The sequence below is a fragment of the Streptococcus uberis genome, from assembly GCF_900475595.1.
Classification (GTDB): domain Bacteria; phylum Bacillota; class Bacilli; order Lactobacillales; family Streptococcaceae; genus Streptococcus; species Streptococcus uberis.
Genome location: NZ_LS483397.1, coordinates 663,716 through 686,992 on the forward strand (window position 1 = coordinate 663,716; position 23,277 = coordinate 686,992).

At 35.8% G+C, this 23,277-nt stretch carries 19 protein-coding genes, 1 tRNA gene and 1 riboswitch; of the genes, 19 read left to right on the top strand and 1 reads right to left on the bottom strand.

Features of this window, described 5'->3' with window-relative positions:
* Positions 1-199 precede the first annotated feature (199 nt).
* From DQM95_RS03720 to DQM95_RS03760, 9 genes are all read left to right on the top strand, one after another.
* Entirely contained in the window at positions 200-880 is a 681-nt protein-coding gene (locus DQM95_RS03720; RefSeq protein ID WP_012658165.1) for a beta/alpha barrel domain-containing protein, read from the top strand.
* 59 nt (positions 881-939) lie between these two features.
* Positions 940-1,011: transfer RNA gene (locus DQM95_RS03725), tRNA-Arg, on the top strand.
* 90 nt (positions 1,012-1,101) lie between these two features.
* Positions 1,102-2,316, top strand: a complete 1,215-nt coding sequence (locus tag DQM95_RS03730) for an FtsW/RodA/SpoVE family cell cycle protein (protein WP_012658166.1) — start codon at positions 1,102-1,104, stop codon at positions 2,314-2,316.
* Between the two features lie 85 nt (positions 2,317-2,401).
* Entirely contained in the window at positions 2,402-2,962 is a 561-nt protein-coding gene (locus DQM95_RS03735; RefSeq protein ID WP_012658167.1) for an HAD-IA family hydrolase, read from the top strand.
* Positions 2,963-4,915 carry a DNA topoisomerase (ATP-hydrolyzing) subunit B gene (gyrB, locus tag DQM95_RS03740; protein WP_037592318.1) on the top strand — a complete coding sequence of 651 codons (1,953 nt, stop codon included), beginning with the start codon at positions 2,963-2,965 and terminating at the stop codon, positions 4,913-4,915.
* 151 nt (positions 4,916-5,066) lie between these two features.
* The gene (ezrA, locus tag DQM95_RS03745; RefSeq protein WP_012658169.1) at positions 5,067-6,791 is read left to right on the top strand and encodes a septation ring formation regulator EzrA; all 1,725 of its coding nucleotides are present in this window, start codon (positions 5,067-5,069) and stop codon (positions 6,789-6,791) included.
* A 108-nt stretch (positions 6,792-6,899) separates the two neighbouring features.
* The gene (gene serB, locus DQM95_RS03750; protein WP_037592317.1) at positions 6,900-7,559 is read left to right on the top strand and encodes a phosphoserine phosphatase SerB; all 660 of its coding nucleotides are present in this window, start codon (positions 6,900-6,902) and stop codon (positions 7,557-7,559) included.
* A gap of 1 nt (position 7,560) precedes the next feature.
* On the top strand, positions 7,561-7,992 hold the full coding sequence (locus DQM95_RS03755) for a VOC family protein (protein ID WP_037592523.1): 432 nt from the start codon (positions 7,561-7,563) through the stop codon (positions 7,990-7,992).
* Positions 7,992-8,528: a DUF1697 domain-containing protein gene (locus DQM95_RS03760; RefSeq protein WP_111685942.1), complete on the top strand. Its 537-nt coding sequence runs from the start codon at positions 7,992-7,994 to the stop codon at positions 8,526-8,528. Before DQM95_RS03755 ends, DQM95_RS03760 begins: the two co-directional genes overlap by 1 nt.
* A 19-nt stretch (positions 8,529-8,547) precedes the next feature.
* Here DQM95_RS03760 and DQM95_RS03765 read toward each other — a convergent pair whose 3' ends face one another.
* Complete coding sequence (locus DQM95_RS03765) at positions 8,548-8,997, bottom strand: YueI family protein (RefSeq protein ID WP_012658172.1); 450 nt, start codon at positions 8,995-8,997, stop codon at positions 8,548-8,550.
* Between the two features lie 227 nt (positions 8,998-9,224).
* Here DQM95_RS03765 and eno point away from each other — a divergent pair, with 227 nt between their 5' ends.
* The 10 genes from eno to glgA all read left to right on the top strand — a co-directional run bounded on the left by eno (position 9,225) and on the right by glgA (position 23,267).
* Positions 9,225-10,532, top strand: coding sequence for a surface-displayed alpha-enolase (gene eno, locus DQM95_RS03770; RefSeq protein ID WP_012658173.1), 1,308 nt, complete (start codon positions 9,225-9,227; stop codon positions 10,530-10,532).
* Positions 10,533-11,260: 728 nt separating this feature from the next.
* Positions 11,261-11,464 (top strand): cold-shock protein, encoded by a 204-nt coding sequence (locus tag DQM95_RS03775; protein WP_012658174.1) that lies wholly within the window; start codon positions 11,261-11,263, stop codon positions 11,462-11,464.
* A 51-nt stretch (positions 11,465-11,515) separates the two neighbouring features.
* Positions 11,516-11,632, top strand: a riboswitch (PreQ1 riboswitch).
* Positions 11,630-12,136, top strand: coding sequence for a QueT transporter family protein (locus tag DQM95_RS03780; RefSeq protein ID WP_012658175.1), 507 nt, complete (start codon positions 11,630-11,632; stop codon positions 12,134-12,136). (Overlaps the previous riboswitch by 3 nt.)
* Positions 12,137-12,253: 117 nt before the next feature.
* Entirely contained in the window at positions 12,254-14,212 is a 1,959-nt protein-coding gene (gene ligA / locus DQM95_RS03785; protein ID WP_037592316.1) for an NAD-dependent DNA ligase LigA, read from the top strand.
* Positions 14,213-14,228: 16 nt separating this feature from the next.
* A complete protein-coding gene (locus DQM95_RS03790) occupies positions 14,229-15,266 on the top strand; it encodes a diacylglycerol kinase family lipid kinase (RefSeq protein WP_037592315.1) in 1,038 nt (345 codons plus the stop codon).
* Positions 15,259-17,559, top strand: a complete 2,301-nt coding sequence (gene pulA / locus DQM95_RS03795; RefSeq protein WP_037592314.1) for a type I pullulanase — start codon at positions 15,259-15,261, stop codon at positions 17,557-17,559. Before DQM95_RS03790 ends, pulA begins: the two co-directional genes overlap by 8 nt.
* 71 nt (positions 17,560-17,630) lie before the next feature.
* Positions 17,631-19,508 carry a 1,4-alpha-glucan branching protein GlgB gene (gene glgB / locus DQM95_RS03800; protein ID WP_037592313.1) on the top strand — a complete coding sequence of 626 codons (1,878 nt, stop codon included), beginning with the start codon at positions 17,631-17,633 and terminating at the stop codon, positions 19,506-19,508.
* A 63-nt stretch (positions 19,509-19,571) separates the two neighbouring features.
* Positions 19,572-20,711, top strand: coding sequence for a glucose-1-phosphate adenylyltransferase (locus DQM95_RS03805; protein ID WP_037592312.1), 1,140 nt, complete (start codon positions 19,572-19,574; stop codon positions 20,709-20,711).
* A complete protein-coding gene (gene glgD / locus DQM95_RS03810; protein ID WP_037592311.1) occupies positions 20,701-21,834 on the top strand; it encodes a glucose-1-phosphate adenylyltransferase subunit GlgD in 1,134 nt (377 codons plus the stop codon). Before DQM95_RS03805 ends, glgD begins: the two co-directional genes overlap by 11 nt.
* Positions 21,831-23,267 carry a glycogen synthase GlgA gene (gene glgA, locus DQM95_RS03815; RefSeq protein ID WP_037592310.1) on the top strand — a complete coding sequence of 479 codons (1,437 nt, stop codon included), beginning with the start codon at positions 21,831-21,833 and terminating at the stop codon, positions 23,265-23,267. The genes glgD and glgA overlap by 4 nt, the downstream gene beginning before the upstream one ends.
* Positions 23,268-23,277: the final 10 nt, after the last annotated feature.

The following is a 23,277-nucleotide window of genomic DNA, read 5'->3' on the forward strand; positions in this document are numbered from 1 at the left end:
GCGTCACCAGAAATGGTGGGCTTTTTCTTTTTCAAGAATCATCAATGGGAACATCTTTTTAAAGGATTATTTTTTATGTTTAAAAAATAATATACAGCCTTAAAAATATTTTCCGATTTCTGATTTTTTTTAATCAAAGTTGCTAGTCCTGTGATACAATATTTTCATAGAAAAAGAAAGCATATGGTGAGTGAGATTAATGACCGAAAAAAAACTAGTAGCCCCAAGTGTAATGTCCGATTTACGCAAAGAAATTATCAAAATGCCCGAAGTGATTCGTGAATGTTCTGGTATTTATGTCTATGGAAGACGCATAAAATCGGTCTTATTTAGTACGGATGTTGCCTTGATTGCAAATAATAATGCAGATGCTGTGTTAGCAGTGTACCCTTTTACACCAAATCCAGCTGTCTTAAAAAGTATTATGTTGGTATCGTCTGTTCCTGTTCTTGCTGGTGTAGGTGGTGGTTTAACAACTGGCTTTAGATCGGCAAATATGAGTTTGTTCTCTGAATCTGAGGGTGCATTTGCTGTTGTGGTCAATGGCCCAACAAAAATTGATACCATAAAAGATATTAATGATTTTATTGACATCCCTATTATTTATACCGTTGTCTCCGAGTTTTCCGATATTAGAGGAAGGATAGAAGCCGGAGTAGATATTCTAAATGTCAGTGGCGGGCCAAACACTGTTAAAATTGTTAAAAAAATTCGTGAAGAATTTCCTGATTTTCCTATTATGGCAACTGGTGGTCCAACAGAAGAAACGATTCGTGAAGTAATCGCCGCTGGGGCCAATGCTATTACCGTAACCCCCCCTACAAATGGAGAACTTTTCAAAAAGAAAATGGAAAAATATAGAGAAAGTCATAAAGACTAAAGGAATAATCTTGCAATTCATCATTTTCTAGGCTAAAATAGAAAATGTGATTTTGCATTGACCCCTTAGTTCAATGGATATAACAACTCCCTCCTAAGGAGTAGTTGCTGGTTCGATTCCGGCAGGGGTCATTTCATATCAAAAATAGTGACCATTTTTGGTCCTTTTTTCATTTTTTAGCTGTATGAATGGTATAATTTCTTAAGAGAAAGAAGGTTTCGATGGTATCCTTAAAAAAAACAATTGATAATAAAATTGATTATGGAATTATTACGCCTGTTTTTTGTTTAATTCTGATTGGGTTACTGTCTATCTATGTTGCGACATATCATGACTATCCTCAGAACCTTTCAAAAGTAATGCTTCAGCAGGTACTTTGGATTGCTTTTGGATCACTCTTGGCATTTATACTAATGTTTTTCAGCACGAAAAGCCTATGGAAACTGACTCCTTTTCTTTATTTATTAGGAATTGGTTTAATGATTTTACCTCTAATCTTTTTTAGTCCCAACTTGGTAGCTGCAACAGGTGCAAAGAACTGGGTAACGATTGGATCGGTAACAATCTTTCAGCCGTCCGAATTTATGAAAATCTCTTACATTCTTGCTTTGGCAAGGATGACGGTTTGGTATAAAGGGAAAAAAGATAGAACACATTTTCAAGATGATTGGAAACTTCTTGGACTTTATCTTCTGTTAACAGGACCTGTTTTAATTTTACTTGGGCTGCAAAAAGATTTGGGAACGGCCATGGTATTTCTTGCCATTTTATGTGGTGTCATACTCATTTCGGGGATATCTTGGTGGATTATTTTGCCAATTGTCTTAGGAACCTTGCTGTTGATATTGGCATTCTTTTGTGTCTTTTTATCCCCACAAGGTAAGACGCTTTTATATAAAATGGGTATGGATGCTTACCAGATGAATCGAATTTCGGCATGGTTAACACCCTTTGACTTTTCTGAAGGAATTGCCTATCAACAAACTCAGAGTATGATTTCGATTGGTAGTGGTGGTTTTTTAGGAAAAGGCTTTAATCATTTGGACTTGCCAGTTCCAGTTCGCGAAAGCGACATGATATTTACAGTTATTGCTGAAAATTTTGGTTTTCTGGGTGCCATTTTTCTACTGACACTCTATTTAACACTTATTTATCGTATGTTAAAGGTTACTTTTCAGTTTAATAATCTTTTTTACACCTATATCTCAACTGGATTTGTCATGATGATACTTTTTCATATTTTTGAAAATATTGGCGCTGCAATCGGTATTTTACCTCTAACAGGAATTCCCTTACCTTTTATTTCTCAAGGAGGTTCCTCATTGATCTCTAACCTTATTGGAGTCGGTCTAATACTATCCATGCATTACCAGCATATTCTGGAATTGGAAAATGAAAGCCGCCAACAGTTACGCCGTAGTTATAAATACGATTAATGATTTTAGTAGAACTGCTTAATGGCAGTTCTTTATTTGTATAAAATGCTACATAATATACTGAAAATATGTTATAATTAGGGGTATGAACTATCAAGATTATATTTGGGATTTAGGTGGAACTTTGCTTGATAATTATGAGTTGTCAACGCAAGCTTTTATCCAAACCTTAAAAGAATTTGAACTTTCTGGAAGCCATGATGCTGTCTATCAAAAATTGAAAGAATCAACTGAAATCGCTGTTGAAACATTTGCAGCCTCTGAGCCTGGTTTTTTACAACGTTATAAACATAATGAAGCAAAAAAACTCGCAAATCCTATCTGGAAAGAAGGGGCAAAAGAGATTCTTAAAAAAATTGTAGCAAGTGGTTCTCGGAATTTTTTAATTTCACATCGTGACCAGCAAGTTTTATTTTTGTTGGCACAGGCGGAATTATTGGACTACTTTACTGAAGTAGTCACTGCAGCAAATGGTTTTGCAAGAAAACCAAACCCCGAAAGTATAATCTATTTAAAAGATAAATATCATATTGACAATGCTTTAGTGATTGGAGACAGGGAAATTGATCACTTAGCTGGACAAAAAGCTGGATGTGATACCCTGATTGTTGATGAAAAAAAATCCCTATTGGAGATAGTAAAATAAATGATTGATGAAAATAAAAACCTCGAAGAAAACGTACAAGAATATGATGCCAGTCAGATTCAGGTATTAGAAGGATTGGAAGCGGTTCGAATGAGACCTGGTATGTACATTGGTTCAACCTCATCCGAAGGCTTGCATCATTTGGTTTGGGAAATTGTAGACAATTCGATTGATGAAGCACTAGCAGGATTTGCTACTCATATTGAAGTCTTTATTGAGGAAGATAATTCGATAACCGTTGTCGATGATGGTCGTGGAATCCCTGTTGACATTCAGGCTAAAACAGGTCGACCAGCTGTTGAGACAGTTTTCACCGTACTCCATGCTGGTGGAAAATTTGGCGGAGGCGGCTATAAAGTTTCAGGAGGCCTCCACGGAGTGGGTTCCTCTGTCGTTAATGCTTTATCAACACAATTAGATGTTCGTGTTTATAAAAATGGAAACATTCACTTCCAAGAGTTTAAACGAGGTGTCGTTGTTGACGATCTAACTATTATCGGAAGTACTGATTTAACTGGTACAACGGTTCATTTCACACCAGATCCTGAAATTTTTACAGAAACTGTTGAGTTCAACTACGATAAATTAGCCAAACGTATTCAAGAGTTGGCATTCTTGAACCGCGGCTTAAGAATTTCAATTGCCGACAAACGTAAAGGTATTGAACAAAACCATGATTTTCATTATGAGGGTGGTATTTCTTCATACGTTGAATACTTAAACGAAAAGAAAGATGTTATTATCGAAACACCTATCTATACTGACGGTGAAATGGATGGCATTGCTGTTGAAGTAGCTATGCAATATACCACAGGTTATCATGAGAACGTTATGAGCTTCGCTAATAATATTAATACCCATGAGGGTGGGACACATGAGCAAGGCTTCAGAACAGCTCTAACTAGAGTTATTAATGACTATGCCAAAAAGAATAAAATTCTTAAAGAAAACGATGATAATCTGACAGGTGAAGATGTTCGTGAAGGATTGACAGCAGTCATTTCAGTAAAACACCCTAATCCTCAATTTGAAGGTCAAACAAAGACTAAATTGGGAAATTCAGAAGTTGTTAAAATTACCAATAGATTGTTTAGTGAGGCTTTTCAACGCTTTTTATTAGAAAATCCTCAGGTAGCCCGTAAGATTGTTGATAAAGGAATATTAGCTTCAAAAGCTCGAATAGCTGCTAAAAGAGCTCGTGAAGTCACCCGTAAAAAATCTGGTTTAGAAATTTCTAATCTCCCTGGTAAATTAGCGGATTGTTCTTCAAATGATGCTAGTCAAAATGAACTTTTCATCGTCGAAGGAGACTCAGCTGGAGGGTCAGCTAAATCAGGAAGAAACCGTGAGTTTCAAGCTATCTTGCCAATTAGAGGTAAAATTTTAAACGTTGAAAAGGCAACAATGGATAAAATTTTAGCTAACGAAGAAATTAGAAGTCTTTTCACTGCTATGGGTACTGGTTTTGGCTCAGACTTTGATGTCACAAAAGCGCGCTATCAAAAATTGGTTATCATGACAGATGCAGATGTTGATGGAGCACATATTAGAACCTTGCTTTTAACTTTGATTTATCGCTTTATGAGACCGGTATTGGAAGCAGGCTATGTTTATATTGCTCAACCACCAATTTATGGAGTAAAAGTGGGAAATGAGATTAAACAATATATCCAGCCAGGTATCAATCAAGAAACGGAATTGCAAGAAGCATTAGAAAAATACAGTGTCGGCCGATCAAAACCTTCTGTTCAACGGTATAAAGGTCTTGGTGAAATGGATGATCATCAACTATGGGAAACAACAATGGATCCTGAAAATAGGCTGATGGCTCGTGTTACGGTTGATGACGCTGCGGAAGCAGATAAAGTTTTCGATATGTTGATGGGTGATCGTGTCGAACCAAGACGTGAGTTTATTGAAGAAAATGCAGTCTATAGTACGCTTGATATTTAGCCAAATATCCTTTGAAAAGCGTTTTAAAGTATGTTATAATCGTAACGTTATAATGTATTTTTGATAAATTTTAATAAAATGGCGATTGATTGCTAAGGAAACTTCACTAGTATTAGCATTTGGCAAATCGTTAAACAATAAGGAGATTAAGATGTCAAGCGGAATTATCTTGCTGATTGTAGCCATAGTCCTTCTAGTGATTATTGCCTATTTAATTGGCGTCATTATTCGTAAACGTAATGATTCAATGATCGGTACTTTAGAAGATCGAAAACAACATCTCTTTGGCCTACCTGTGAATGAAGAGATTGAAGAAGTAAAAGAACTCCATTTGATTGGTCAAAGTCAAACGTCTTTTCGAGAATGGAATCAAAAATGGGTTGACTTAACTCTTAATTCGTTTGCTGATATAGAAAATCATTTATTTGAGGCTGAAAAATATAACGATACCTTTAATTTTATTCGCGCAAAGCATGAAATTAATAATGTTGAAAGTCAATTGAATCTTGTCGAAGAAGATATAACCTCAATTCGAGAAGCTTTAAGTATCTTAAAAGAGCAAGAAGAAAAAAATAGTGCTCGTGTAACACATGCACTTGATTTATATGAAAAATTACAGTCTTCAGTGGCAGAAAATGATAGTCATTTTGGAACGACAAAACCAGAAATTGAGAAACAAATGAAAAATATTGAGACAGAATTCTCACAATTTGTAACTCTAAATTCTTCTGGTGACCCTGTAGAAGCATCTGAAGTTTTGGATCGAGCAGAAGAGCATACGATTGCATTAGGTCAAATTACTGAGCAAATTCCAGCAATCGTTGCCAAACTTGAAGATGAATTTCCGGATCAACTTGATGATTTGGAGTCAGGTTACCGTCGTTTACTTGAAGATAATTATCATTTTGCAGAAAACAATATCGAAGAAAAATTCCAAGAAATCCGAGAAGCCATTCGTTCAAATGCTTCAGAATTAGTCAGCTTAGACTTGGATCGTGCCCGTGAAGAGAATAGTCATATTCAAGAGCGTATCGATAACATGTATGCCCTTTTTGAGCACGAAATTAAAGCCTTTAAAGTTTCTGCTAAACATAGTAAAATCATACCTTCTTACTTAGAACATGCAAAAAGTAACAATGATAAGTTAAAAGAAGAAATGACACGTTTATCTCGCAAGTACATTTTAAATGAGAATCAGGCTTCAACGGTTCAGGGATTTGAAAAAGAAATCGAAGATGTTGAAAAAAATGTTCTCGAACTTGCAAAAGACTTTAAAGGACAAGAAATTCCATATTCTGAACTTCAGGTTGTTTTTGAGAAAAACCTTAAGACCTTATCAGCAGTTGAATCAGGTCAGATGGAAGTTTTTGAGTCAATCAAAAATATTGAGAATATTGAAGAAGATGCTCGTAAAGAGGCTGATTTATATGTGACTCAATTACATATGATTAAACGATTTATGGAAAAACGCCATCTACCAGGAATTCCTCAGGATTATCTAAATGTTTTCTTCACAACAAGTACTCAATTGGAAGCCTTGATGGATGAATTGAGTAAAGGGAAAATTAATATTGAAGCTGTTTCACGCTTGAGAGATGTGGCTAGTGCGTCGATAGCTAATTTAGAAGATTACACTTATCAAGTTGTCGAAAATGCTACATTAACTGAGCAGTTGTTACAATATTCAAACCGTTATCGTAGCTTTGAAGCTGGTGTCCAAAACTCTTTTGAAATTGCTATGCATCTCTTTGAAGTAGAATACGATTATCAAGCTTCGTTTGATGAAATTTCCTATGCTTTAGAAACGGTAGAACCTGGTGTTACCGACAGATTTGTTTCTTCCTATGAACGGACTCGTGAACACATTAGATTTTAAAAAGCTTTGAGTTAATTTACTCAAGCTTTTTTATTTACTTGCATGTCCTTATTTGTTTTTGTAGAATAGTTAAAAGTTAAATCATAGCAGTAAAGAAAGGTAGAAAAGATGACAGATGTTAAAGGCTTATTAGTGATGGATGTTGATTCAACATTAATAGAAGAGGAAGTCATTGACTTATTGGGCGAACATGCCGGATTTGGAAGGGAAATTGCTCAAATTACTGAAGATGCCATGAATGGGCAATTGGATTTTAAGGAAGCACTTATGAAAAGAGTCGCTTTATTGAAAGGCTTGCCAGTTTCAATTTTTGATAAGGTTTATCAAGATATTCATTTTCAAAAAGGTGCACGTGAATTGGTCGAAAACTTACATAAGCATTCCTTTAAAGTTGGCTTGGTATCAGGAGGATTTCATGAGACAGTTGATCGACTAGCCCAGGAATTAGATATTGATTATGTGATGGCTAATCGTTTAGAAGTTATGCACGGGGAGTTAACAGGTCGCACAATCGGTGATGTTGTTAGCAAAGAAACAAAATTAAATAAATTATTGGATTGGGCTAAAGAAAATCATTTAGACCTTTCTCAAACGGTCGCAGTTGGAGACGGAGCAAATGATTTGCCAATGATTAAAGCTGCAGGAGTGGGGATTGCCTTCTGTGCTAAGGATTTGGTGAAACGGGAAGCGCCATTTCAAGTCAATAAAACTGATTTAATGGAAGTCTTCTCTATATTAAATGACGAGGGAATGTTCACTAATGACTAAAATGAATCGAATCAATATCATCTGCCTCGGTGTCCGAAATATGGCACACTCTGTTTCTTTTTATAGAGATGGATTGGGTTTTGAGACCAAAGAGTCAAATAATAATCCAGAAGTTATTTTCTTTCAAACCGATGGCCCTATACTGGAACTATACCCTTTAGAACTTTTAGCAAAGGCTTTTAATCAAACTTTGCCTACTCTTGAACCGGGGCGATTTAATGGGATGACGTTAGCTTATAATGTTAAAGAAAAAGAGGACGTTTTTCACATTATATCCTTGGCTCGAAGTGCTGGGGCAACCATTTTAAAGGAACCAAGTGATGTTTCTTGGGGAGGATTTCATGCCTATTTTGCTGATCCTGATGCTTATGTTTGGGAAGTTTGTTGGAACCCAACAATGCCTTTAGATGAAATGAATAGGGTGCAGGTCTAATGAACTATGTTTTGTTATTAAGAGGTATAAACGTGGGGGGAAAGCATAAAGTTAGCATGCCCATTTTAAAAGAATCATTAAGTCAAATCGGCTTTGCTAATGTCTCTTCGTACATCAATAGTGGCAATTTATTTCTTGAATCCGAATGGAATGACAGTCAAATCATTGAAGCCATTAACTCCCTTTTTGAAAAAGAATTTGACTTCCCCATCCCCTTTTTGTTGCTTTCAAAAAGGAAGTTACTTAAGGAGGCTCAATCTTTGCCAAGTTGGTGGTATGAGGATTTTTACAGAAAAAATGTGCTTTTTTTCTTACCTTCTCTGACTTCAGAGGAAAGAGACTTATATGTGAGTCAAATTATACTTAGAAGTGGCGAAAATCTTCATATAGGCGCGCATGCTTTATTTTGGGGCATTGAAAAAGAGGAAAATTATGTAAAATCCTATTACCATGCTCAATTCTTGAAAAATAAACTTTACAAACATGTCAGCGTTCGTAATCATAGAACCTTTCAATACTTGGTTGATCAAAAATAAAAAAAGTCCTATGGACTTTTTATTTTTTGAATAAATTTTCCCAAAAGGAAGGTTTCTTTTGAGTATTTTCAGTAACTTTGTTCGACTGATCAAGGCTAGTGGCTATTGATGTTTCGTCTAAATTGACAGCGTGATCCGTATGAAGAACTAAAGCAAATGGGGAATTAGCGCCAGTCTCATCAATAATAGTTGTTGGAATCCCCTTTTTGCTAGCTAACTTCATATAAAACATTTGATACTCTGAGTCTAATTCTGAAGAAAGTTTCAATGATAAAGGTTGGTATTTCTCAACATAGGAAGGTAATAGTCGTTTGAATTCAATTTTAGCAATGTCTTCCTCAATTCCTTTTAAGGGAATGGTTAAGAGAACTCTTTCTGAAAAAGTTCCTAAATAGTAGCGTTGTTGATCAGGATCAAGTCTCTTTTCACCTAAAGCATTTTTTAAGACTTTTTTATCTAGTGACTCCATAACGTCCTCCTTAGTGGAAATCAAGTTAACTTCATTATACTGATTTTTCAATTAAAAAGCTATTAAAACCCGTATTCATTGGATTTCTGAAATGTAAGGAAAGATTCAGAAAATAAAATTGGAAGAAAGTGAAATTTTTCATTAATACGTATTTTAAGTTGAAAATCGATACTTTTTGTGATATTATGGACATGTAAAAAATTAAAACTCATAAGGAGAGTATTATAATGTCAATTATTACTGATGTTTACGCTCGCGAAGTCCTTGACTCACGCGGTAACCCAACACTTGAAGTGGAAGTTTATACTGAATCAGGAGCTTTCGGACGTGGAATGGTTCCTTCAGGAGCATCTACTGGTGAACACGAAGCTGTTGAACTTCGTGATGGTGACAAATCTCGTTACAATGGTCTTGGTACTGAAAAAGCAGTTGACAACGTTAACAACATTATCGCTGAAGCTATCATCGGTTATGATGTACGCGATCAACAAGCTATCGACCGTGCAATGATTGCTCTTGATGGTACTCCAAACAAAGGTAAATTAGGTGCTAACGCTATTCTTGGTGTTTCTATTGCTGTTGCACGTGCTGCTGCAGATTACTTAGAAGTGCCACTTTACAACTACCTTGGTGGTTTCAATACTAAAGTTCTTCCAACACCGATGATGAACATCGTTAACGGTGGATCTCACTCTGATGCTCCAATTGCTTTCCAAGAGTTTATGATTATGCCAGTTGGTGCTTCAACATTTAAAGAAGCTCTTCGTTGGGGTGCTGAAGTTTTCCATGCTCTTAAGAAAATTCTTAAAGAACGTGGTCTTGAAACAGCTGTTGGTGACGAAGGTGGTTTCGCTCCTAAATTTGAAGGAACTGAAGACGGTGTAGAAACAATCCTTAAAGCTATCGAAGCTGCAGGATATGAAGCAGGTGAAAACGGAATTATGATTGGTTTTGACTGTGCATCATCTGAATTCTACGATAAAGAACGTAAAGTGTATGACTACACTAAATTTGAAGGTGAAGGCGCTGCAGTTCGTACTTCAGCAGAACAAATTGATTACCTTGAAGAATTAGTAAACAAATACCCTATCATCACAATTGAAGATGGTATGGATGAAAATGACTGGGATGGATGGAAAGCTCTTACTGAACGTCTTGGTGGCCGTGTACAATTAGTTGGTGACGATTTCTTCGTTACAAACACTGATTACTTAGCACGTGGTATCAAAGAAGAAGCTGCTAACTCAATCCTTATCAAAGTTAACCAAATTGGTACGCTTACTGAAACTTTTGAAGCTATTGAAATGGCTAAAGAAGCTGGTTACACTGCAGTTGTATCACACCGTTCAGGTGAAACTGAAGATTCAACAATCGCTGATATCGCAGTTGCTACAAATGCTGGACAAATCAAAACTGGTTCATTATCACGTACAGACCGTATTGCTAAATACAACCAATTACTTCGTATCGAAGATCAACTTGGTGAAGTAGCACAATACAAAGGAATCAAATCATTCTATAACCTTAAAAAATAAAATAGTTCAGTGAACTATTTTATCCTGAGCTAAGAAATTAGCGAAGTTTTAAAATGATTAAAAGCTTAGGTATATCCTAAGCTTTTTTCGTACGGTAAGACAGAAATTGGTCATTCGCAGAATGGGATTTCGTAGTCGCACCCCCGTCAGGCTGACTAGAATGGTCACGACAATAGGAGTGAGCGTTCGGACAGCTACGATGCAAAACTGATAGAATAGAAAGCTTGGGATTTCCCAAGCTTTTTTTCTTTCTATAGAGTGAAAACTAATTGTAGACTAAATTATCAAAAGCTGATTTTTTAGCGAGGTAATGTTATTGGAGAAGGCTTGGAAAAAATCCAAGTCTTCTCTTTTTGCTTAAGACAAAAATTTCTCAATTGAAGATTACGATTTCGTAGTCGCACCCCCTTTCAGGATAGCTAGTATGGTCAAGATAAACGAAGACAAGTCTGAGATGAAAGTGTCAAAGAATTTCTACTAATGTTGGAAAAATCTCCAGTTTACAAAATATTAGAATAAAAGGTGACTCTATCGGTTTTTATATTTTCTTAAACTTTTTAAACTTTTTTTAAAAATAAAAGTGAAATTTCATCTTTTTCATTGACATATAGATCAGATACTGTTAAAGTTAAAGAGTAATAAGTTTTTCACGAGTCAAAGTATCAGTTTATCTATGTTTTATCTCTTTGAAAATTTTTACAAATAATATTAAAAGAGGTATATCTCAGATGGCACAAGGTACAGTTAAATGGTTTAACGCAGAAAAAGGTTTTGGTTTTATTTCACAAGAAAATGGTGATGATGTCTTTGCACATTTCTCAGCTATTCAATCTGACGGATTTAAATCATTAGACGAAGGTCAAAAAGTTGAATTTGATATTGAACAAGGTCAACGTGGTCTTCAAGCTACAAACATTACTAAAGTTCAATAATAATGTAAAGATCTTAAGAATTTTCTTAAGGTCTTTTTTTCTGTCATTCTTTATGCTACAATAATAAAGTTGCTTAGCAACCCTTGGTGCTTAGTTCCCTTTCGCCAAGCATAATACAAACGGCATCAATCATTTTCAATTGATGTATCGTTAAAGGAGAAAAAAATGAAAAATTATACTGTCCGTGACTATGTTCACATAGCTCTTGTTGCAGCTTTGTATGTCGTACTTACCATAACACCACCTCTTAATGCCATTTCCTATGGTATGTATCAATTTCGAGTGGCTGAAATGATGAACTTTCTTGCTTTTTTCAATAAAAAGTATATTATTGCGGTAACATTAGGCTGTATGATTGCAAACTTTTATAGTTTTGGACTTATTGATGTTTTTGTAGGAGGCGGTTCTACACTCTTATTTGTAACTTTAGGTGTATTATTGTTTAAAAAATACAAGAATGATTATGTTTTTAATGGTCTTTTTAACAAGGCATTTTTCTATTTTTCACTCTTTTTTGCTGCTTCGATGATTACAGTTGCTATTGAATTGTCATTTTTTGGATCACCCTTTTTATTGACTTGGTTTACAACAGCAATGGGTGAATTAGCATCCTTATTAATTGGTTCGATTATCATTGATAAGTTATCAAAACGTATGCATTTAGAGCAATAAAATCCATAAATCCTAGAACCCATAAAGTTTTCTTACAATGTAAGAAAACTTTATTTATTTTAAGAATGCTTAGTGAAGCAATAGCTTATTTATCAGGAAATGTGATAAAATAAAACTATGGAAAAAAGAATTAGAGAATTGACGTCTTTACTGAATCAATATCGTCAAGAATATTATACCAATGATAATCCAAGTGTTAGTGATCAGGAGTATGACAAACTCTATCACGAACTCATTGACTTAGAAAAAGAATACCCAGAATATATTCAAAAAGATAGTCCATCACAAGCAGTGGGAGGGCTTATTTTATCTGGATTTGAAAAATACCAACACCCATTCCCTCTATACAGTTTGCAAGATGCTTTTTCAAAAGAAGAATTGGAAACATTTGATCGTCGCGTAAAATCAGAATTTCCCAAAGCAGAATACATTGCTGAATTAAAAATCGATGGCTTATCTATTTCTTTGAGCTATGAATCAGGCCGATTGGTAACGGGAGCAACGCGTGGTGATGGCAGTGTTGGGGAAAATATTACTGAAAACATCAAAAAAATAAAAGATATTCCCCATCAATTGAAGGATGACATTACAATTACTGTTAGAGGCGAAGCCTACATGTCACGAAGTTCTTTTCAAAAAATTAATTTGGAACGACAAGAAAATGGTGAAACGGAGTTTGCTAATCCAAGGAATGCTGCAGCTGGTACTTTAAGACAGTTAGATACTTCAATTGTTGCCAGACGAGAATTGGCAAGCTTTTTGTACCAAGAGGCGAGTCCTAGTCAAGCTCAAAATCAAGAAGATGTATTAGAAAAGTTGGAAGCTTTGGGCTTCTCAGTAAATAAAAAGCGTCTTATCAGTTCCTCTATGGAAGACATATGGTCATTTATTACTCAAGTAGAGGACGAACGAGATAACCTAAGCTATGATATCGATGGTATCGTGATTAAGGTCAATAATTTAGCAATGCAAGAAGAATTAGGCTTCACCATTAAAGCTCCTCGATGGGCCATAGCTTATAAATTTCCAGCAGAAGAAAAAGAAGCTGAAATCCTTTCAGTGGATTGGACAATCGGTAGAACAGGGGTGGTTACGCCAACAGCCAATTTAACACCAATTCAACTTGCTGGGACTACTGTTAGCCGAGCGACTCTTCATAATGTCGATTATATTGCAGAAAAAGATATTAGGATCGGTGATACTGTCATTGTTTATAAAGCTGGAGATATTATTCCAGCGGTTTTACGGGTAGTAGACACAAAACGGGACCAACAATTACCGATGCCTATTCCTAAAGTGTGCCCCTCTTGTCAGAGTGATTTAGTTCACCTTGAAGCTGAAGTGGCTTTACGCTGTATCAATCCTCTTTGTCCAAGTCTTATTCAAAGGAGTTTAGAACATTTTGCCAGTCGAAATGCAATGAATATTGCCGGACTTGGCCCTGCTATTGTTGAAAAACTCTTTTCGGCCCAATTAATTCACGATGTGGCGGATATTTACCAATTGTCATTAGACAGCTTATTGACTTTGGAAGGGATTAAAGAAAAGTCTGCTCAAAAATTGTTGGATGCGATTCAATCTTCCAAGTCTAATTCAGCAGATAAATTATTATTTGGATTGGGTATAAGACATGTTGGTGCAAAAGCTAGTCGTTTGTTATTAGAGACTTTTGGAAGTGTTGAAAATCTAATGAAAGCTGATGATCAATCCATAGCTCAAATCGATGGTTTGGGTCATGTTATTGCAAATTCTATTAAAAATTATTTTGCAAAAGAGGAAGCTAAACAATTAATTTTCGAATTAAAAGATAAGGGTGTTAATCTTGATTATCTTGGAAAAAAAGTTGACACCTCTGCTCAATTGTTTGGTCTTACTGTGGTACTCACAGGCAAATTAGAAGAAATGACGCGTCAAGAGGCGAAAGAAAAGTTAGAAAATATGGGCGCCAAAGTTACTGGCAGCGTTTCAAAGAAAACGGATTTAGTTATTGCCGGAAGTGATGCTGGTTCGAAATTAGATAAAGCTCGTAGTCTAGGCGTTGACGTAAAAGATGAAAATTGGTTACTCCAATTATAAGTAATGAGGAAAAGTAATGACAAAACTAAAGAAAGCAAGATTAATTTATAATCCAACCTCTGGCCAAGAGATCATGAAAAAAAATGTGGCAGATGTCTTGGATATTTTGGAAAGTTATGGGTATGAGACTTCAGCTTTTCAAACTACAGCAGAACCTAAATCAGCTTACTTTGAAGCTAAAAGAGTTGCGGAAGCTGGATTTGATCTTATCATTGCTGCGGGTGGTGATGGAACTATTAATGAAGTCGTTAGTGGTATTGCTCCCTTACCGCACCGTCCCCAAATGGCCATTATTCCAACTGGAACAACTAATGATTTTGCCAGAGCTTTAAAAATTCCAAGAGGTAATCCTATTAAGGCAGCTCATTTAATTGGGAAAAAACAGACCATAAAAATGGATATCGGTAAGGCTAGAGAAGATCAGTACTTTATTAACATTGCGGCTGCAGGTAGTTTAACAGAACTAACCTATAGTGTTCCAAGTCAACTAAAAACCATGTTTGGTTACTTAGCTTATTTGGCTAAAGGGGTTGAATTACTACCACGTGTCAAAAATGTTCCTGTCAAAATAACTCATGATGAGGGCGTTTTTGAAGGTAAAGTTTCAATGATTTTTGCTGCAATTACAAATTCTGTTGGTGGTTTTGAAATGATTGCCCCAGATGCTAAACTTGATGATGGCATGTTTACCTTGATACTGGTTAAAACAGCAAACCTTTTTGAAATTGTACATCTGTTACGTCTGGTCATAGATGGCGGTAAGCATATCACAGATCGTCGAATTGAATATTTAAAAACAAGTAAAATCGTGATTGAACCGAAATCACAAAATCCGATGATGATTAATTTGGATGGTGAATATGGTGGGGATGCTCCAATTGTTTTGGAGAATCTCAAAAATCATATTACTTTTTTTGCCAACACAGATTTGATTTCAGATGATGCCTATGGTATGGAGGAAGATGAGCCCGAAATTGAAGAAATAGCCCAAAAATTTGCCCATGAAGTAGAAGATTATGAAGAAAAAAATGGGGGACTATTAGATAATGAATAATTCAGTTCTTGTCCATTATCATAGTCATCAAGGCAATTACTTTAATATGAGTCTTTGGCAATGGCAAGATGGTAAATTAGGAAAGGATGCGTTTTTTTCACGTTTTGATAGCTTTGGTGCCGTTGCACTATTGGATTATGAAGCTCCTTATTTTTTAAGCCATGTTTTCCTGATCATTAAAGAACAATATTGGAAAAAACAGTCCATTGATTATAAGGTGGAAAGAGATTTTGGTATCCCCAAAACAGAAGTTTGGATTGTTGATGGCGATGAAACGGTCTATTATTCGAGACAAGCTGCTATTACGAGCCGTTTTTATAAACAGCGTCAGTCTCATGCCTTTGATATGGCTGTTAATAGCAAAGCTTTCGATTATAAATGGGGATTTTCAGATTGGTTGGGATTTCGTTACCAAAATGACCAGACGACTTTTCGTCTCTGGTCTCCAACAGCTGAGCTAGTAGAATTAATTCTGTACAGTTCTACTGATGATAGAGCGAGTGTATCTGCAGTTTACACAATGACTCGTGGACAAATTAGTAGTCCAGAGAATCATTTTACAAATAACCAAGGGGTCTGGGAACTGACCTTGGATGGCGATTATGATTATCAAGCATACTCTTATCGTGTGCACCATAGAAAAAGGTTCTTTGTTGATTCACGGGACCCCTATGCAATTGCTGCTACCTCTGATGGGAGAAGATCAGTTGTTATTGCGCCTGAGAACTTGAAACCAAAAGGATTTGAAGTTAAGCAAGGAGCAGAAGCTACCTGGAGGCTAGACAATTCTCTCCAATCTGTCATCTATGAGATGCATGTAAGAGATTTTTCAAAATCAAGTAGTTCTGGTGTACGAGAAGAATTTAGAGGTAAATTTCAAGGTTTGTGGGAAAAAGGAACAAAAAATCAATTTGGTGATTCCACTTGTTTTGATTATGTGAAAGAATTAGGGATAACTCATGTACAACTGCAACCCATTTTTGATCATCATCAGACCCTAACGGAAGATGGAGAATATGCCTATAACTGGGGCTATGATCCAGAAAACTACAATGTTCCCGAAGCTAGTTTTACTAGTAATCCTCATGAACCTGCAACTCGTATTTTAGAGTTGAAAGAAGCCATACAAGCCTATCATGATGCTGGTTTAAATGTCATCATGGATGTGGTTTATAATCATACTTTTTCTTCTCGTGATTCAGCATTTCAATTAACGGTACCAGATTACTATTATCGTATGAATGCAGATGGTTCCTTTCAAAATGGATCTGGTTGTGGGAATGAGACAGCTAGTGAAAAAGAGATGTATCGCAAGTATATGATTGATTCCATACTTTATTGGATAAATGACTATAATATTGATGGTTTCCGTTTTGATTTGATGGGCTTACATGATATTGAGACCATGAATGCGATTCGCAAAGCCGTTGATAACATTGACCCGAGAATCCTCCTTTTTGGAGAAGGTTGGGATATGGGAATTGGACTTTTACCGGAAGAAAAAGCCAAAAAAGAAAATGCTCATCTAATGCCTAGAATTGGATTTTTCAATGACGATCAACGTAATGCGATTAAGGGGGCAGAAGTTTTTGGTGCTTTGGAAGAAGGCTTTGTGTCTGGAGCTGGAACCGAAGATATTGTTGCAAAAGCAATACTTGCCAGTGATGAGCTTGTGAATTATCGAAGTCCTGATCAAGTCATTAACTATGTGGAAGCACATGATAATTATAATTTAAATGATTTGTTTTGGGCATTAAATCCTAATGATAGCCTTGATATCCATACCAAGCGTGTCCAATTAGCTTCTGCCATGAATTTACTTATGCAAGGCATTAGTTTTATGCAGATTGGACAAGAATTTTTAAGAACAAAACTTTTTCCAACTGGCGAAAATAATGAGTTGACACATGAAGATAGGGAGCGCGCTATGAATTCTTATAATGCCCCCGATCAAGTGAATCAAGTCAATTGGAACTTAGTTACACAAGAAAAAGAGTCCATTCAATTTATTAAACAATTAATAAAACTAAAAACAAAGACTCCCTTGTTTTCATATCCAACTTTTGAAGACATTAGAAAGCATGTTTTCGTGGAAAGTGCTCAAACAAATTCAGGTTATATCAGCTTTATCATTGATGATATAAGAAAATACCAAATTATTTTCACGATTTTTGGTAAACAATTGAAAATAAATTGTCAGAATGTTATAATTGAAACAAATGATAAGCGTTTTCAAAAACAAGACGGCATTATCAATAATTTAACGGCGATGGTCCTTGATATCACGGAATAACCTGATTTAATTCAGGTTATTTTTGTTTTTTAAAAGGAATTATCAAGCATTAGGAGTGAAAGGGTGGTGTGATGGATAAAGAGTTAGCGGAATACAGTTTCGGAACAGGTGAAAATTTTCAACTACATCAATTTCTGGGTGTTCATGCGGAATCTAGGGATGGTCAAGATGGATTTATCTTTAGAGTGTGGGCTCCAAATGCGGAAATGGTCTATCTGATGGGCGATTTTTCTCAATGGAATCAAGCAAAAATCCCAATGACAAGACGCGAGTCTGGGATCTGGGAAGTTTTTTCACACTTGCCTCATGAGGGGGATATTTATAAGTATTTGGTAAGACGCAAAGGCGGACAAGAAATTGATAAGATAGATCCAATGGCTATCTGTTTTGAATCTCGTCCTGGAACAGGTGCAATTATCAAAACCCTTACTGAGAAAAAATGGAAGGATAGCCTTTGGATGGGCAGAAGGAAACGATTTGGTTTTGAAAAAAGACCGGTCAATATCTATGAAGTTCATGCCAATTCCTGGAAAAAAGACCAAAACGGGAAACCTTACCAATTTAAAGAACTTAAAGAGTGCTTAATACCTTACCTCAAACGGATGAACTACACACATGTGGAGTTCATGCCTCTAATGACCCATCCCTTAGGGATGAGTTGGGGTTATCAACTCATGGGATATTTTGCTTTTGACAGCACCTTTGGTAGTTTAGAAGATTTTAGAGATTTTGTTGAAGAGTGCCATCTGAATAATATAGGAGTTCTAGTTGACTGGGTTCCAGGTCATTTTACACAGAATGATGATGCCTTAGCTTATTTTGATGGAACACCAACTTATGAATATCAGGATCATCACAGAGCTCACAATTATGGATGGGGGGCATTAAATTTTGATTTAGGGAAAAATCAAGTTCAGTCCTTTCTCATTTCAAGTGCATTATTTTGGTTGGAAACCTTCCATCTAGATGGTATTCGTGTTGACGCAGTTAGCAATATGCTCTATTTAGATTACGACCAGGGTCCATGGACCCCAAACCTAGAAGGTGGAAATCATAATTTAGAAGCGATAGCTTTTCTCAAGAAACTCATTAAGATAATAAAGACTTCTCATCCTGACGTGATGATGATTGCTGAAGAGGCAACTGCGGAGATACCAATTACGAAGTCTCAAGACCAAGGTGGCTTAGGTTTTGACTATAAATGGAATATGGGTTGGATGAATGACATCTTGAGATTTTACCAAGAAGATCCTCTGCAACGAAAGTTTCATTACAATTGGGTAACCTTCAGTTTTATGTACTGTTTTAATGAGCATTATATTCTTCCTTTTTCTCATGACGAAGTGGTTCACGGAAAGAAAAGCCTTATGCATAAAATGTGGGGGGATCGTTATAATCAGTTTGCTGGTTTGAGAAATTTATTAGCCTACCAGATATGTCATCCTGGGAAAAAATTGCTTTTTATGGGATCTGAATTTGGTCAATTTTTAGAATGGAAATATGATGGTCAGTTGGTCTGGGAAAATTTGGATGACGACTTAAATGCCAAAATGTTAGATTTTACCAGTCAGCTCAATGCCTTTTATAAAGAAAATAATATGCTTTGGCAAAATGATATGTCCTATGATGGTATTGAAATTATTGATGCAGATAATAAAGAGGAGTCGGTCCTTTCTTTCCTTCGAAAAAACGATAAAGGTGAATTTCTACTTTGTGTTTTTAATATGACTCCAGTTGAAAGAAGAGACTTCACTATAGGTGTCCCTATATCTGGTTTTTATGAAGAAGTATTGAATACGGAAATGTCACAATTTGGAGGTGTATGGCAAGAACATAATCCAATAACGCAAAGTCAAAGTGAAAAATGGAAAAATTATCATAATACATTACATTTTACAGTCCCAGCTTTAGGAGCAAGTATTTGGAGGTTAAAAAAGAGAAAAAAATAATGCAATAGCCAATCTGTCTTTGTAACAATATGTGATGGTCATTTGACCATGAAAGGATCCTATATGAAAAATGAAATGTTAGCCCTCATTTTAGCAGGAGGACAAGGAACTCGCCTTGGAAAACTTACTCAAAATATTGCAAAACCAGCAGTTCAATTTGGAGGACGATATCGTATTATTGACTTTGCACTATCAAACTGTGCTAATTCCGGAATAGATAATGTCGGTGTTATCACACAGTATCAACCTTTGGCATTAAATAGTCACATTGGAAATGGTTCATCTTGGGGTCTTGAAGGCATTAATAGAGGTGTTACCATTCTTCAACCCTATTCAGCAACTGAAGGAAATAAATGGTTTGAAGGAACTAGTCATGCGATTTATCAGAATATAGATTATATTGATAGTATTAATCCTGAGTACGTTTTAATTTTATCTGGTGACCATATTTATAAAATGGATTATGAGGAAATGTTGCAGGTCCATAAGGACAATATGGCAAGTCTAACAGTGGCAGTTTTAGACGTTCCATTAAAAGAAGCCAGTCGATTTGGCATCATGAATACAGATTCTAATGATAGGATTGTAGAATTTGAAGAAAAGCCAGAACATCCAAAATCGACAAAAGCCTCTATGGGAATCTACATTTTTAACTGGCCACGCTTGAGAAACATGTTAGTAGACTCAGAAAATGGCAATATTGATATGTCTGACTTTGGGAAAAATGTCATTCCAGCTTATTTAGAATCTGGTGAACGTGTTTACACTTATAATTTCAATGGTTATTGGAAAGATGTGGGTACCATTGAATCGCTTTGGGAAGCTAACATGGAATATATCGCTGAAAACAATCCGTTAGATAGTCGAAACCGTTCATGGAAAATTTATTCAAAAAATCACATTGCTCCGCCAAACTTTATTTCTGAACATGCAGAAGTGACTGATTCTTTAGTTGTTGATGGATGCTTTGTTACCGGAAAAGTAGATCATTCGATTCTTTCAGCAAATGTTCACATGAAACAAGGAGCTGAAATCAAAGATTCCTTTATTATGAGTGGTGCTGTTATCGGTGAGGGAGCAAAAATTAATAGAGCTATTATAGGTGAAGGTGCTATTATTGGTAATAATGTCGTTATTGATGGCACAGATGAGATTCAAGTTGTAGGCTATAATGAAGTTGTGGGGGTTTCAAATGAAAATTGATAAATATTCAGCTATTTTAGGTAGCTCAATTGGTTTCCCAGAAATGGGTGGATTGACAGATAAACGTCCATTAGCAAATTTACCATTTGGCGGTAAATACCGTCTTATTGATTTTCATTTGTCTAACTTAGCTAATGCTGGGGTTCGAAGTATATATGGGATTTTCAGGACTGAAAATATTCGCTCAGTCTTTGACCATGTCAGAAGTGGTCGCGAGTGGGGTCTTAATTCATTACTCAGCCATTATTTTCTAGGATTTTATAATACACAAGAAAATACTAAGGAAGCTGATCCAGATTATTATGATCAAATTTTAACTTATCTAAAGCGGTCAGGGACTGATCAAACCATTTATATGAGTTGTGATATGTTATGTAATATTGAATTAGAGCAGGTAATTCACCTTCATAATTCAAACCATCGCAATATTACTGTTGTCTATAAAAAGACGCCTGTTGACTCTATTTCACCTGATAATGATATTTTAGAGATTGATGAAACGGACACAGTAGTAGGACGAAGTCATATCAATGACTCATCCAGTATCGAAAAAATGTCAGCTGGTATTTATATCGTTAATACTCAGTGGTTAATCGAAGAGATGGAAAAAGAAGTTCAAAAGGAACATCCGCAAAAATTACGGTTCTTATTGAGAGATTTAACAATTAGTGAAGGGGCCTTAGCTTTCGAATATACTGGGTATTTAGCAAATATTCATTCTATCAAATCCTACTATGATGCTAATATGGATATGCTTGAGCCCTTAAAATTCTATTCATTACTTTACTCCAATCAAAAAGTTTATACACGCGTTAAAAATGAAGAAGCGACTTATTTTTCAGCGGAGTCTGATATCAATAACTCTCAGTTTGCTTCAGGTAGTGTGATTAAAGGAAAAGTAGATCATTCAATTGTTGCAAGAAATTGTTATGTATCCCCAAATGCAAGAATCAAGAATTCTATCTTATCACCAAAAGTTACCATTGGTGAAGGGGCGAGTGTTGAATATGCTATTATTGATAAGTCTGTGACAGTTCAAGCGGGTATTACTATTAGAGGAACGGAAGAAGAACCTATTGTTGTTTCAAAAGGAAGTTGTGTTGTTGAGGATATGGTGAAATGAAATTATTGTTTATTGCAGCAGAAGGCGCACCCTTTGCTAAAACAGGGGGATTAGGTGATGTTATTGGAGCATTACCAAAATCTCTAGCCAAAAATGGAAATGAAATCGCAGTCATTCTCCCCTATTATGATGTGATTGATCAACAATTTGGAAATCAGGTAAAAGACCTTTTTTACTTCTATACTAATGTTGGGTGGCGACATCAGTATGTTGGCATCAAAGAAATGATTAGAGACAATGTGACCTTTTACTTTATTGATAATAGAGATTATTTTTTCCGTGGCCATATTTATGGAGATTGGGATGATGGTGAACGTTTTGCTTATTTCCAACTGGCAGCTTTGGAAGCGATGGAGAAGATAAATTTCATTCCTGATGTCCTACATGTTCACGACTACCATACTGCCATGATTCCTTTCTTGTTGAAAGAAAAATACCATTGGATTCAAGCATATCAGAAGATAAGAACTGTTTTTACCATTCATAATATTGAATTCCAAGGTCAATTTGGTCCAGGAATGTTAGGAGATTTATTTGGTGTCGGTTCAGAACGTTATGAAGATGGTACACTTCGTTGGAACAATTGCTTAAATTGGATGAAAGCTGGTGTTCTATATGCAGATCGCGTGACAACGGTTTCCCCGTCTTATGCCAATGAAATTCAAACGGTAGCTTTTGGAAAAGGTTTAGATCAAGTGATGAGAATGGAATCGGGAAAACTTTCTGGAATTGTGAATGGTATTGACACAGAGCTTTATAATCCAGAAAATGATCCCCATGTGACTTTTCCATTTTCTATCAATGATTTAAGTGGTAAGGCTAAAAATAAAAAAGAACTTCAAGAACAATTGGGTCTCCCTGTTAATGAAAACATTCCATTAATTGGTATAGTTTCCAGACTTACTGATCAAAAAGGCTTTGATATTCTTGTTTCAGAACTTGAAAGTATCTTACAACAAGACCTTCAAATGGTAGTATTAGGCACAGGCTATCAGCAATATGAAGAAGCATTTAGATGGTTTGCCAATTGCTATCCTGAAAAACTTTCTGCCAATATCACTTTTGATATAGGATTGGCTCAGAAAATATATGCCTCCTCTGATATGTTTTTAATGCCAAGTGCCTTTGAACCTTGTGGCTTATCTCAAATGATGGCAATGCGTTATGGGACCTTGCCAATTGTTCATGAAATTGGTGGTTTAAAGGATACTGTTGAACCTTTTAACCCGTTCGATAAAACGGGTACAGGTTTCGGTTTCAATCATTTTTCAGGTTTTTGGATGACAAATACATTATTATTTGCCTTAGATATTTTCCATAACCATAAAGAAGATTGGCAAACCATTCAGAAAAATGCCATGTCTGCTGATTTTTCTTGGGATACTGCAAGTTTAGCTTATGAAAAACTTTATTTGGATTTAAAACATTTTTAGGAGTTTATCA